12 protein-coding genes are annotated in these 12,134 nt (G+C 43.5%); 3 read left to right on the forward strand and 9 right to left on the reverse strand.

Annotated elements, in window-relative coordinates:
* Window position 1 precedes the first annotated feature (1 nt).
* From J2Z66_RS33660 to J2Z66_RS33675, 4 genes are all read right to left on the reverse strand, one after another.
* Window positions 2-1,132 (reverse strand): Gfo/Idh/MocA family protein, encoded by a 1,131-nt coding sequence (locus J2Z66_RS33660; protein ID WP_209977164.1) that lies wholly within the window; start codon window positions 1,130-1,132, stop codon window positions 2-4.
* A 70-nt stretch (window positions 1,133-1,202) separates the two neighbouring features.
* Window positions 1,203-2,003, reverse strand: a complete 801-nt coding sequence (locus J2Z66_RS33665; protein ID WP_209977165.1) for a sugar phosphate isomerase/epimerase family protein — start codon at window positions 2,001-2,003, stop codon at window positions 1,203-1,205.
* A gap of 125 nt (window positions 2,004-2,128) precedes the next feature.
* Window positions 2,129-3,013 (reverse strand): carbohydrate ABC transporter permease, encoded by an 885-nt coding sequence (locus J2Z66_RS33670; RefSeq protein WP_209977166.1) that lies wholly within the window; start codon window positions 3,011-3,013, stop codon window positions 2,129-2,131.
* 12 nt (window positions 3,014-3,025) lie between these two features.
* On the reverse strand, window positions 3,026-3,958 hold the full coding sequence (locus J2Z66_RS33675; RefSeq protein WP_245376047.1) for an ABC transporter permease: 933 nt from the start codon (window positions 3,956-3,958) through the stop codon (window positions 3,026-3,028).
* A gap of 1,137 nt (window positions 3,959-5,095) precedes the next feature.
* Between J2Z66_RS33675 and J2Z66_RS33680 the strand changes: the two genes are divergently transcribed.
* Window positions 5,096-6,220: an ROK family transcriptional regulator gene (locus J2Z66_RS33680; protein ID WP_209977167.1), complete on the forward strand. Its 1,125-nt coding sequence runs from the start codon at window positions 5,096-5,098 to the stop codon at window positions 6,218-6,220.
* Between the two features lie 294 nt (window positions 6,221-6,514).
* Here the strand turns inward: J2Z66_RS33680 and J2Z66_RS33685 are convergent, their stop codons facing one another.
* Both J2Z66_RS33685 and J2Z66_RS33690 read right to left on the reverse strand, forming a co-directional pair.
* On the reverse strand, window positions 6,515-7,435 hold the full coding sequence (locus J2Z66_RS33685; RefSeq protein WP_209977168.1) for a polyprenyl synthetase family protein: 921 nt from the start codon (window positions 7,433-7,435) through the stop codon (window positions 6,515-6,517).
* Window positions 7,436-7,578: 143 nt separating this feature from the next.
* The gene (locus tag J2Z66_RS33690) at window positions 7,579-8,013 is read right to left on the reverse strand and encodes an Lrp/AsnC family transcriptional regulator (protein ID WP_209977169.1); all 435 of its coding nucleotides are present in this window, start codon (window positions 8,011-8,013) and stop codon (window positions 7,579-7,581) included.
* A gap of 168 nt (window positions 8,014-8,181) precedes the next feature.
* Between J2Z66_RS33690 and J2Z66_RS33695 the strand changes: the two genes are divergently transcribed.
* Complete coding sequence (locus tag J2Z66_RS33695; RefSeq protein ID WP_209977170.1) at window positions 8,182-8,637, forward strand: VOC family protein; 456 nt, start codon at window positions 8,182-8,184, stop codon at window positions 8,635-8,637.
* 13 nt (window positions 8,638-8,650) lie between these two features.
* Here the strand turns inward: J2Z66_RS33695 and J2Z66_RS33700 are convergent, their stop codons facing one another.
* The 3 genes from J2Z66_RS33700 to J2Z66_RS33710 all read right to left on the reverse strand — a co-directional run bounded on the left by J2Z66_RS33700 (window position 8,651) and on the right by J2Z66_RS33710 (window position 11,093).
* Window positions 8,651-9,169 (reverse strand): GrpB family protein, encoded by a 519-nt coding sequence (locus J2Z66_RS33700; RefSeq protein WP_209977171.1) that lies wholly within the window; start codon window positions 9,167-9,169, stop codon window positions 8,651-8,653.
* 106 nt (window positions 9,170-9,275) lie between these two features.
* Window positions 9,276-10,184: a MerR family transcriptional regulator gene (locus J2Z66_RS33705; protein WP_209977172.1), complete on the reverse strand. Its 909-nt coding sequence runs from the start codon at window positions 10,182-10,184 to the stop codon at window positions 9,276-9,278.
* A 39-nt stretch (window positions 10,185-10,223) separates the two neighbouring features.
* On the reverse strand, window positions 10,224-11,093 hold the full coding sequence (locus J2Z66_RS33710) for a LysR family transcriptional regulator (RefSeq protein ID WP_209977173.1): 870 nt from the start codon (window positions 11,091-11,093) through the stop codon (window positions 10,224-10,226).
* 151 nt (window positions 11,094-11,244) lie between these two features.
* Here J2Z66_RS33710 and dapA point away from each other — a divergent pair, with 151 nt between their 5' ends.
* A complete protein-coding gene (gene dapA / locus J2Z66_RS33715; RefSeq protein ID WP_209977174.1) occupies window positions 11,245-12,120 on the forward strand; it encodes a 4-hydroxy-tetrahydrodipicolinate synthase in 876 nt (291 codons plus the stop codon).
* Window positions 12,121-12,134: the final 14 nt, after the last annotated feature.

Here is a 12,134-nt window from a genome sequence, read left to right on the forward strand (position 1 = left end):
CTTATAATTGGATAGCCGTCGACTTGGACTGCTCAATAATCTCATCCCCGCTTACCTCGCGTCCCAGTTGATCAGACAAGTAGATTCCCTCACTGATAAGCATGGTCTGCAAAGCAATTTGAGCAGTTGGAAGCAGGTCCACCCTTCCTTGCAGCGCAGCTACCCAGTGATGCTGGGAGGATTGGTAGGCATCATAGTTTTCTTTCAAATGGTTCCATCGTCCATCCATCTCATCCAAATTGACTGTACAATTCAGGTCCATATCACAGGCTGTTGTATGGTAGCTGAATGGCGCCAATACAGCCTGATCGGAATAGGCAGGCATCTTGACTCCACCTTTCGTCCCGACAAGGCTGCAGCCTTCAATACCGCCAAGATGGATGCTCCATGCCTCATAAACGTCCAAAGTCGCGCCACCATCAAATTTGACGAGGCCAAGTCCCAGCTCCTCTACATCAAATACCGCTTCCTGGGCCCTCTTCGGATCCATGGCGATCTCTCTGTAGCCTTTACCGGAAACTCGCTCAACCTTGGGAGCGTCCATCAAATAAAGCATTTGCGCGATATGATAAACGCCCATATCAATTAAGGCTCCGCCTGCCGCAATCGCTTTATTCAGGAATGCCGGCGTTCCATAGCCATCTATAAAGGGACGACCTCTGCGACGATGCCCAGTAGCTCTGGCGTGATAAATTTTCCCTAGCATATCTCCATCAATAAGCGCCTTAGCTGCTTTTGTCTCTTTCCGGTACAGCGTTCCCAGTTGAACATGCAGCCTTTTCCCGTATTCTTTGGCCGAGTTCAGCATGATCTCCCCATCCTTGTAGGTTCCGGCAATCGGCTTCTCACAATAAACATCCTTGCCTGCCTGAAAAGCAGCGATCGTCACAGGAGCATGCAGGTTATTGTGAAGGCATACATCAACGGCCTCAATATCATCGCGCTTCAGCAATTCCTTGAAATCGGAGTATACATTCGGAATATGAAACTGCTCTGCCACATTCCTAGCTTCTTGCTCGTTAAGATCGCAAATCGCTACAACCTCGACATCCTGAATAGTTGCGTAGTTCCTCAGATGAGCTTTGCCGATCAATCCTGCCCCAATAATAGCAACCCGTATTTTTCTTCCCATTCTGATTTCTCTCCCTCTATTTTCAATATTTATAGATCCATTTTCCAATCATTCTTATTCAATCTTGTTCTCAATCATTTTTTCCGGCATGTGTCAAAATCCGCTTAACCGAAGCAATTGCCCATTCCATCTCCAAATATTGATTGCTGGGAGCATTGTATTCAATTCCCCAATAACCTTCATATCCGGCGTCCAGCAGCGTTTGAACGAGCTGTGCTCCTCTGTCCGTCCCCACAGTCTTACCGTCAAAATGAGTATGGTAGACCCATGGAGCAACTAGGATATCACCGATTTCCTGATCCTCCGACCAGCGGCCCATATGAAGCAGAATCCCAAAGTTCGGTTGATTTACCGCTTCGGCCACTCTTTTCAAATAATGTGGACTTTGTGAAGAACCCATATGATTCTCCGGTCCGACAACAAGACCTAAATCGGCTGCACGTACACTCAAATCCTGAAATTGTTTGACTGTGTATTCGAACTGCTCTTCGCTCACAGGAACGGATTGCTTGTCGCCGGTGTCAATGCGAATCGTTTTTGCCCCTAGTGTATCAGCTATCTTCAAATAGGCGACTGCATTGCTGTACAGCATCTTTCGTTTATCAGGATCTGCGTCCCACAGATGAGCTCCATCGACTGCGAAATTGATGACTGTCATTTCTTTTTCATCCAGGGCTTCACGCAGCTTTTGAATATAATCCTCCTCAGGCAGTTTGAAAATATCTTGGCGCGTCCCCAGAAAGGACCCGTTCCATAGATCGACCGAGCTAAGGTTATATCTGTACTTTGAGGATTCCAGGTAACCGAAGGTGTCCATCTTCCCCTCGTTCATCGTATTAAAAAAAGAAAAGCCGCCAATGCAAATTTTCATTTTGTTTTGTCCTCCCTATTAGCCTAATAGCTATATTACTTGATCTCACTTGTGCTAATGAAAGCCGCCCATCAACCCTTCCGCTCTTGGAACGCCTCACCCCCTTTCGAGAAACATATGGACACTCAACCTTTGATAGCCCCGACAGTCAAGCCCTTGACAAAATACTTTTGAAAAAAGGGATATGCAACCAGGATGGGCAGCACGCCGATCACAGCTATCGCGATCCGAACCCCCTGAGTGGGAATCGTCCCCGCTTCATCCACCCTGCTGGAATACTCCGCATTATCAAGCAAGTACTGAACATTCAACAAAATTGTGTTTAGCAAAACCTGAATGCTGTAATACCGGTTGTCCGTAATATAAATCAGTCCATTGAACCAATCATTCCAGTAATTGATCACTTGAAACAAGCCTACTGTAGCCAAAACGGGAAGCGAGAGCGGCAGCACCATTTGCAGAAAAATTTTGAATTCCCCAGCCCCGTCTATATGCGCCGACTCCAGCACAGCACCCGGGATCGATACAGAAAAAAAGGTTCGCAACAAAATCACATAGAAAGCGTTTACCAAAAGCCCAGGAATAATCAAGGCCAGCAGCGTATTCTTAATATCGAAGAGATTCGTGTACATCAAGTAAGTCGACACCAGCCCTCCATTAAAGAGCATCGTGAAAAAAATGAAAAATGAAAAGAAATTGCGCAGCGGCATATCCTTTTTGGATAACGGATAGGCTAACAGCGTCATGATCGCAAGGCTTGCAAACGTGCCTATCACCGTAACAAATATGGAAACTCCATAGGCGTTGAAAATGACTGACGAATCCTGAAATAAAAACCGGTAGCTTTCCAGACTGAACTTACCAGGAAAGAAAGAGTAACCGTTCTGAATAATCGCGTTCTCATCTGTCAATGATGCTGAAATCAGAAGCCAAAACGGAATTAGGCAACATACAGCAATAACCGCAAAGATAACTTGGATCAATCCTTGCTCCAGCTTGTTTTTGTTCACTGGCTTCCCCTCCTAGAACAGTGCGTTGTCCGGATTTCTTTTTTTCACGATATAATTAGAGATCAGAATCAAGCCAAAGCCAACAACCGACTGGTACAAGCCCGCAGCAGAAGCCATCCCGATATCACCGTTCTTGAGCAAAGCGCGATATACATACGTATCCAGCACATTGGTAGTCGGCTGCAAGGGACCCGAATCCAGCGGAACTTGATAAAACAGACCAAAGTCGGCATAAAAGATCCTTCCAATTTGCAGCAGTGTCATAATCACAATAATTGGAATAATCGAAGGAATCGTAATGTGCCAAATCTGCTGAATTTTACCGGCACCGTCTATCGTCGCAGCTTCATAGTATTCATGATCGATGCCAACTACCGCAGCAAAGTAGATAATGCATAAGTAACCCACCCCACTCCATATCTTTACGATCGTTAAAATATACGGCCAAAATTTAGGCTCGGTGTACCACATGATCTCCGGCAGGCCAAGCAAAGGCAAAATACTTTTATTAATGAAACCAGTTTCCATGCTCAGTAGCGAAAACACCAAGTAACCAATAATGACAGAAGAAATGAGATACGGAAGCAAAATAACACTCTGATAGAAACGGGATAAAAAGCGGTTCTTCAATTCATTCAACAGAATGGCCATGGCGACGGAAAATATTAAATTCAGCACAATGAATGCAACGTTATACAAAATCGTATTTCGGGTTATCACATAAGCTTCCGCCGTTTTAAACAAATATTCGAAGTTTCTAAATCCAATCCAGTCGCCACCCAAAAGCCCCTTCGAAAAATCAATGTCCTTGAATGCAATAATAATGCCGAACATCGGAATATAATTGTTGATCAATAAATAGAGAATTCCCGGAAGAATCATTAGATACAATACTTTATATTTCTTAAAACTCTTAAAAGCGGCTTGATTCAACCATGATGACATGGCAGTTCCCATCCCCTCTGTTGATAACTATTAAGTCTGCCTAAGGTGCATCTCATTTCTAGGAATCATCATTTAATCAAGCTCCAGCACCTCCCTGGCTTAGTCCAAATATCAAATATAAAGCGATTACATTTCTAAGAAAAACGTCTTGCGGCGTCCTTTGAGGAGCGTGTTAGTGACGTTGGTGCATGGAGGAGGGAATGGCTGTGGGCTCCAGCCGCTGTTAAAGATTTGTTCCCTTGAATGGTAATGATGAGGAGGTAGGAACAAATCTTTAAAGGCGGACGCTTCCGCTCTTCCTCCCACAGCCATCCCCTCTTCTCAGCTACGATCGCTCGAATCATCACGAACACCAAGCTCAAACGGACAGCCAGCAGAGGTTTCTTTCCTGAGGGAAAGGGATAGTGGCGATAGGATAATCTGAGCTTCCTTTCTGATTCCCTTAGGAGGATGAATGGTCACACACCGTCTACTTTTCCACTGAAAAGCTGCACTGTGTAATCGGGATTTATTCACTCTAGTATCCCCCAAGAGCCCCGCCTGCTACCTGCCTGCTACTTAACGATGTTTTTCATCGCTAAAAGCACCAATTCGCCTCCACATCTTACTTTAACAATGAAAAACATCGTTAAATCCCTTTTATCCACCCGGAGAGGGCCATTCGACCTCTTTTAACGATGAAAAACATCACTAACATAGCTGATTGACCCGAAAGCACTTGCTTTAACGATGAAAAACATCGTTAAGTAAAGACTTGCTCCATTCGCGGGAGGTGGGCTGCTGCTTGTTTAATTATTTATTCCATCGGACAAATTAATTAACTAAAAAATTTTGTTCGACCGATTTGAGATTATTATATTTGCCTCCGATTCTTTTGTCAACGAAATTTATTTCACTTAAAAAGTTAGCTTTATTGGCTTTAAACGCTGGAAATATATGATATCTATGTTGACAGGCTGGTTTCTTATACCTATAATTTGAGTAAGGAAACGATTTTCCACCTCTTATTATTCCATCAGTAAAATTAATTAAGGATACTACCGTAGAAAGCTTCTGCTGCTCACCTATATCCTTCCAATTGTTGTGGTATAATAAAGAAAAAGTATCGAAATATGAATGTGACCTGGAGAAATGATCATGATCAAAATAGGCAATCAGCAAATGCTGAGAGAAATTAACAAGTCCACGCTGCTTCATACGATCTTTGACAATGGACCTATTTCCCGCGTTGACTTATCACGTAAAACCAAGCTCAGCCCAACTACCGTATCGATACTGATCGATGACATGATACGTCAAGAACTCGTACATGAAATCGGGACAACAGGCTCTGGTGTCGGGCGTAAAATGACACTCCTGAATATAAAGGCCGACGGGGGTTACGTCCTGGGTATCGACCTTGCAAGCTCGCCCGCTCACTGCGTTCTGCTGAATTTGCATGGGGAGCTGATCGCCAACCAAGGCCTCAAGTCCCTCGTTGGGGAGGAGCAGCTTCGTTCGGACCTGGTTAGTCTTACCCACTCCTTTATCGAGAAGCAGAATATTCCTCAAAGCCTGATCAGGCGTGTTGGCATTTCTGTCCCGGGAAGGCTTGATGATAAGCAAAGTGTTGTCATTACCTCCCATTATTTAAAGCTTCATAACTTTCCCTTGTTATCTGTAATGGAGGAGGCTTTGTCGATTCCCGTACTGGTGACGAATGACCTCGATGCTGCCGGGTTTGCCGAACGTTTCAGCGGAGCTGCCAAGGGAGATCACACCACGGTCTTTATCATGATCGACTATGGAACAGGCGCTGGTATTGTACTGAACGGCCAGGTTTATCATGGTGCGCGTGGAACAGCTGGTAAAACCGAATATTTCGAGCCCTACTGCACGCAAGTTCTGGCGGGCAAGCTGAAGGAGGATTTCCCTGGGCAGTTTGAGGCTCTGTCCGCAGATGAGACGATCCGGACTTTCATTGAGCTGGGGCTGTCGGGCATCGAGCCCTATCGTGAGCGTGCGGAGTACATGATTGCGGATATTGCCAACTACTGCGCCAGAACGCTGCAAATGCTGAATCCGCAGAAAATGATTCTTGGCGGCTGGATTACCGAAAACGGACTGTTTTTCGACAAGCTCGTAACGGCCATAAATAAAAAAGAAAACTCTCCCTATGGAGCCACCCCGGTTGTCTCTTCCCACTGGAAGAAATATGGGGCAGCTATGGGCGCGGCTACGCTTGGCTTGTATGAGATTTTTAAGCAGAAGGTCGTTCAATAAAAATGGACGCCTTTGGGCGTCCTTTGATATGCGTGTTCATTACCTGGGTGCATGGAAGGAGGTAAGGACTGTGGGCTCCAGCCGCTGTTAAAGATTTGTTCCCTTGAATGGAATGGATGTAAGGTTGGAACCAATCTTTAAAGGCGGACGCTATCGCTCTTCCTCCCACAGTCCTTACCTCTCTCAGCTACCAAGTGCAGAACAAGCCACTCTCAAACGGACAGACATCAAGCGTCTGCAACTGAGCGAAAAGGATTATGTACCATACATGGCCACTGGCAGCATTTACAGCATTTATCCGATTGTAACGGCAACGAACTGGTCTTTCCAAAGAGAATCGGGAATAGTTTCCAGCAGTTTCTCGGCTCGTTCCTTGTAAAGCGCTTGAATGATCTGTGAATACTCAAGGCAGCCTGAGGCTTTTACATAAGCCAGGCAATCTAATTTTTTTAGAAGAAAATCCTCCTTCGAAACTCTTCCCTCATAATACTCTGTAAGAATCGGGAATTCCTTCGGACTGTCCTCTAGTAGAAAAAGAATAGGCAGCGTGCGTTTTTTTTGCAATAAATCATTTTTTACATCGTAACGCTGCAGATCATTAACATCATTTCCAATCTGAGCTATGATGCCAATGCAGTAAGATAATTCGTTCAAGCGATCTATTTGCTCTTGATCGAGATGTTCAATAAGCGCATAACCCATGTAGCAGGCTAATTGAATCAATGATCCTGATTTTTGCTGTACCATAAGAATGTAGTCTTGTTCGGTCTGAATGGATCCATTAATATCCAGCTGCTGTCCGTGAACAGCTCTGGCCAGAAGCCTGCTAATTTCCTTGGCCGGGAGCGCCGGCTGACTTGAATCCCCGGTATTAAAGGTGCTCAGTTCACCCATGAACGTAATGAGAAATCCAAGAATTCCATTCAAGGTATAGGCCTGCGGGCAGCTCATCCAAGGCTTGCTCCAATTATCCTGATCCTGCAGGTCATCAATCATATCCAGGGCCAGCATAACCACCTCGGTCAGCGCCGCGGCACGATGAATCGCAGGTGAATCACCACCCAGCATGCCATGCACACTCCGTGTTATACTGGACCAGGTGGAACGCTCGACGTTCTTCTCTTCCACAAATACTTTTATCAGTTTATTGAGCTCAGGCTCCGTAAAATATTCATCAACAACGCGATAAATCTCCTCTATAATCTCTTTCTCCACCCGTTTCCCCCCAATAATATGTATAAATATATTCAATATTTTACCAAATAAAAAAGAGAGTGTATATTGGGAATTAACCAAAATACATTCTCTTTGCTTTTTATGAGGAGCTCATTTGCAAATTAATTCATACGGGGGCTGTTTCACAGTAAAATCCTGTTTTCTAATATATTTTTCATACTAATATGAGATTTAGAAGGACCGAGCTGTACAAGTGAATCTTGAAATTCTGCAAGCTCCTCTATCGATGCCGTTTGTACTTTAAGAAGATAATTAAATTCCCCGCTTATGCGAAACAAATCCGTTACTTCTCTGGCCTCTTTACAAAAATCAACTAACTCTTGGCAATGTTCTGTCTTTATTAGAATAAAAGTGGTCGTCCCTCGATCCAAATCCCGTAAATTAAATACGGTACAATACTCGGAAATAATTTTTTTCTCTTCCAGCTTTATTATCCTTTCTTTAACCGAAGGCTGAGACATGGAAATTTCTTTGCTGATCTGAGAAATAGGCATTCGTGCATTGTGCTGCAGTAATTGCATTATTTTTTTATCAATGTCATCGATTATAGGGTCCATATGTGGCGCCTCCTTATGTAATATTATAAAGTAAGGTGTTTTATATAAATTAACTTATTTTCAATAATTATTTTAACATGATTTCCTTATGTTTTGCATATACCACGTGGAATAATACCACTATAATAAAAACAACTTCTATTTCTATATATCGAGGAGAGATTATAAATGAGTGTAAAAGGCCTTGCACATGTGGCCATACAAGCTAAAGATTATCAAGCAACCATTGCATTTTATACTGAAGTTTTAGGGTTTAAAATAGGGCATCATTGGAGTCTGCCTTCCTTTTTGATCAAAGAAGCTTCCATGCTTATTTCTCCTGACCAGAGAACCTGTATTGAAATTTTTGATAACGAAGCGGTCATTCCGGCTCAAGGAAAAAAAGCCTCGTCTGAAGAGGATGTAGCTCACGGAGCGTTATTGCATTTCGCATTTTATGTAAATAATGTAGAGGAAATATATCAAAAAGCCCTTAATCATGGAGCAAAGGCTTTTGTAGAACCGGGGCAGCTTTCCCTGGGTATTCCACCCCTTTTGGTAAAAAACGCTGTAATCCACAGCCCAAATGGTGAAATTATTGAATTTATTGAGGAGGTTGATTTTGATATGTCTGCTAAAAAATAGACCGATCACAAAATTAATTCTCAAACCCAAGTTTCCGCATGATAGAATGAACAAAATCTGTTTTGGCATCTGCATAAGCCCATTTGTCAGTCGTATATGTCTTAGCTAGGTTCTCTTTAAGCTCTTGGTATGATCTTCGATCGCTTTCATTTTGATTTAAGTGATCTCTAAATGCCACTTGTCTTATTAGATGCTCGCTGCCAGTTTGAAACATGTGGATCTGATGGGTTCTTGGCTCCCCTTTACTGAAATAATGCCTCTCAGGAAGAATATTAGTTCCTTTATAGGAATAACCGATTTGCTCTAAGTGAGGAACACATTGAACGCCATCCTCAAACCGCATAATTTCAATAGCAATATCAATAATAGGCTTCGCACTTAAACTCTGGACAGCGGTGCTTCCAATATGGTGAATGACCAAAGGATACGCACCATTTCCAGATTCTATTCTGCGTTTCTCCAATAGAAATTCTTCTCCCCATTGTTCTGTCCAAGGGACAAGAAGTACCTCTCCTTTAGGCAAACCAAGCATATTTCCAACCCCTCACTGGTACACAATGATATTCTTTATTTCATCATGCTCGAAAAACATCATTTAGCAGCCCCCGCTAACAGGAAATGGTTAGTGAGGAGCTGCTTCATAGTGACTCCTCCGATTGGATAAATATTTGTTGTGCTTGCGGGTATTCAGCTAAGAATCGCTCATTTGCCGCCTGTAGTTTATCTTGATACATTTGGTAAGAGCTGCTTAATATTTGTAGATTCGCGATAAAAATATCGTAATACCCATTGTTTTTTTGAAAATCGAGTAAAATTTGTTGCATCCTATATGCGGGACTAGCTTTAAAATCCTCTGAATTACGATACTCTAAATACTGTTCTAACCTATCCTTATTTTCTTCCATGAAGTTCGCATAATCATTTACTGCGCTATCCATATCCTTCTCCATCACTTGCAGATCAATCTTGCTTAATGAATCGAATGCCTCTGCCATATACAGCTGCAAATCTTCTGGAAACTCGACACTAGCAATATGATCAAGAAATTCAACAATTCGCTGATAGGCTGCCATTTTTTCAGGAGTATCAAGTTTTCCATCTAAAAATCTTCCGAAATGCATACACAAATACATCCCATAATTACCCGGAAATGCTTGCAGCAATTTATCTTTGATCTGTACATGATCATTTAATTTGTGCTCAATTTCATTGAATGCTTCTTCAATCGTCGGATTACTTTCTAACAAATAATTCAAATAGTCATATTGGGCTTTTACTTGCTGCAGGTGGATTTCTTTTTTTAATCTGTAAGCATGCAAGGCTTTATGTTTGTCTTCACTCGTAATTACTGACTTTATGTCAGAAACACTCATGCCAAGCTGTCTAAGTACGGTGATCTCTTTCAATAAAGTTACATCGTATTCAGTAAAGCATCTATACCCATTATCATTGTACTTTAATTCTAGCAGGCCCTGCTGTTCATAATAGTTTATAGCCTTCTTAGTTACTTTACATATTTTTGAAACCTCGCTAATTAGCAATTTCATCACCTCAGTCTCATTTTAGACTACTCCCTAAGGTATCAGTCAAGATTTTAACATTTCAATAAATGCTAGCAAGGGTCGCGACATCCACTTCTTGGGGTGAATACACATTTGCAGATCCAAGCGGATATCAGGGTGTGAAAAAGGCAGTACAGCCAGCTCCCCTCTCCTTACCTCCTCTTCGGCCACAATTCGCGGCAGTAACGAAATCCCGGAACCAGACATGACGCACCGTTTAATCGCTTCCGGATTCCCAAGCTCCAAACCAATTCGGTATGCTATTTTTTTCCCTCTTAGTACCTTTTCCAGCATGATCCGATAATTACAGCTATCCTCGGCCATAATCCATTCCACGCCGCTGAGATCATCGATGCCTACTTGCTCAAGCGCAGTAAGGGAATGCCCGGGCCTGCAGATCAGAATCAGAGGTTCTTCTCTAATGGTTACCCATTGAAGAGAGGCGTCCGCCGGTTTATTGTCCAGCACAAAACCAACATCAATATCGCCTTCCTTAACCTTGTCTACGATTAAAGATTCCTGGTCAGGCAGCAGACGAATCGTGAGATCAGGAAACCTATGCCTAATTTGTTGAATAAAAGGTGGAAGGTAGTAAGAAGCAATGGAATCAATCGATCCGATCGATAGCGTTCCCCCTGCCTGCCGGGTTATCGTTTCCTTCGACTGCTGATACAGATCAAGCATGGGCACAGCAATTTTTAGCAGCTCCTCTCCGGATGAAGTAAGACGAAGCCCTCTTCCATAGCGCTCGAACAATTTCACATTGTATGCTTTCTCCAGCTTTTGAATTTGTGTAGTAACACTAGACTGCGCGTATCCCAGCTCTTCAGCTGCCCGGGTAAAGCTTTGGCGCATGGCCACCTCCCGGAATGTATGCAAATAGACTAAATCCATTTCCTCACCACTTCAATATTATTGATAACACTCATCATTTATTATAGATAACTGTGATGACAAAATCCATGTTATTATGAACTCACAAATCACAAAGCGCAAACCACAAGCCACAAAGCGCAAATCATCAAATTACTGGAGGTGTTGTTTTATGTTGAATGAAGAAGATCTGAAAGGGATTTTTGTACCTGTTGTTACTCCCTTCTTGCCAAACGGGGGGCTTGATTTAGCTTCGTACCAAAACTATTTGGGGAAGCTGCTGGAGCACAACATTCAAGGCCTGGTCATTAACGGGACAACTGGGGAATCGCCGACTGTCTCTTGGGAGGAAGTGGCCTCCCTCGTGAAAGCGACCAAAAAAAGCATGCCAGGCAGCAGCATACCTGTCATTATCGGCACAGGAACCAATGATACGGCCTCTACCGTGAAACGAACGGAAATGGCAGGACGACTTGGCGCCGATGCTGTTCTTGTCGTAGTTCCGTACTATAGCCGCCCATCCCAAGAGGGAATTATCGAGCATTTCAGGAGAGCCGCACAGGTTGGAGTCCCCGTTATAGCCTATGAAATCCCTTCCCGTACCGGCGTTCGGCTAACCGCTGATACTACGAGGAGAATTATGGAGCTGGATGGTGTGATCGGTTTAAAAGATAGCTCGGGCAGTATCGGACTCATTTCCGAATTGACCCGTTTCGATTGCAAGCCTGTGCTTTGCGGTGAGGACATTTTGTTCCATGCCATGTTAGCGGCAGGAGCTTCCGGCGGCATACTGGCGGCCGCAAATGTGGAAACAGACGCCTTTATCAACGTGTTTCGTCTTGCCGACAAAGATAGATTTGTCGATGCCAAAAAAGCATTCGATCAACTGCTGCCTTTGATCCAGCTCCTGTTCCAAGAATCCAATCCAGCACCCCTAAAATGGCTGCTTGCCCGCAAAAATTGGATAGCTCACGACACTGTACGATTACCAATGGCGCCGATCACCTATGAACTGAAGCTGTCTTTGGAACGTTGGCTGAATTCATGACCAGCTCCTCTTTG

Source organism: Paenibacillus eucommiae, from assembly GCF_017874215.1.
GTDB classification, from domain to species: domain Bacteria; phylum Bacillota; class Bacilli; order Paenibacillales; family NBRC-103111; genus Paenibacillus_AI; species Paenibacillus_AI eucommiae.

Excerpts from the sequence above, each read along its gene's own strand:
- J2Z66_RS33660 (WP_209977164.1), bottom strand. The coding sequence starts at position 1,132 with ATGGGAAGAAAAATACGGGTTGCTATTATTGGGGCAGGATTGATCGGC.
- J2Z66_RS33675 (WP_245376047.1), bottom strand. The coding sequence starts at position 3,958 with ATGTCATCATGGTTGAATCAAGCCGCTTTTAAGAGTTTTAAGAAATAT.
- dapA (WP_209977174.1), top strand. The coding sequence starts at position 11,245 with ATGTTGAATGAAGAAGATCTGAAAGGGATTTTTGTACCTGTTGTTACT.
- J2Z66_RS33690 (WP_209977169.1), bottom strand. The coding sequence starts at position 8,013 with ATGGACCCTATAATCGATGACATTGATAAAAAAATAATGCAATTACTG.
- J2Z66_RS33695 (WP_209977170.1), top strand. The coding sequence starts at position 8,182 with ATGAGTGTAAAAGGCCTTGCACATGTGGCCATACAAGCTAAAGATTAT.
- J2Z66_RS33705 (WP_209977172.1), bottom strand. The coding sequence starts at position 10,184 with ATGAAATTGCTAATTAGCGAGGTTTCAAAAATATGTAAAGTAACTAAG.
- J2Z66_RS33680 (WP_209977167.1), top strand. The coding sequence starts at position 5,096 with ATGATCAAAATAGGCAATCAGCAAATGCTGAGAGAAATTAACAAGTCC.
- J2Z66_RS33700 (WP_209977171.1), bottom strand. The coding sequence starts at position 9,169 with ATGCTTGGTTTGCCTAAAGGAGAGGTACTTCTTGTCCCTTGGACAGAA.
- J2Z66_RS33665 (WP_209977165.1), bottom strand. The coding sequence starts at position 2,003 with ATGAAAATTTGCATTGGCGGCTTTTCTTTTTTTAATACGATGAACGAG.
- J2Z66_RS33710 (WP_209977173.1), bottom strand. The coding sequence starts at position 11,093 with ATGGATTTAGTCTATTTGCATACATTCCGGGAGGTGGCCATGCGCCAA.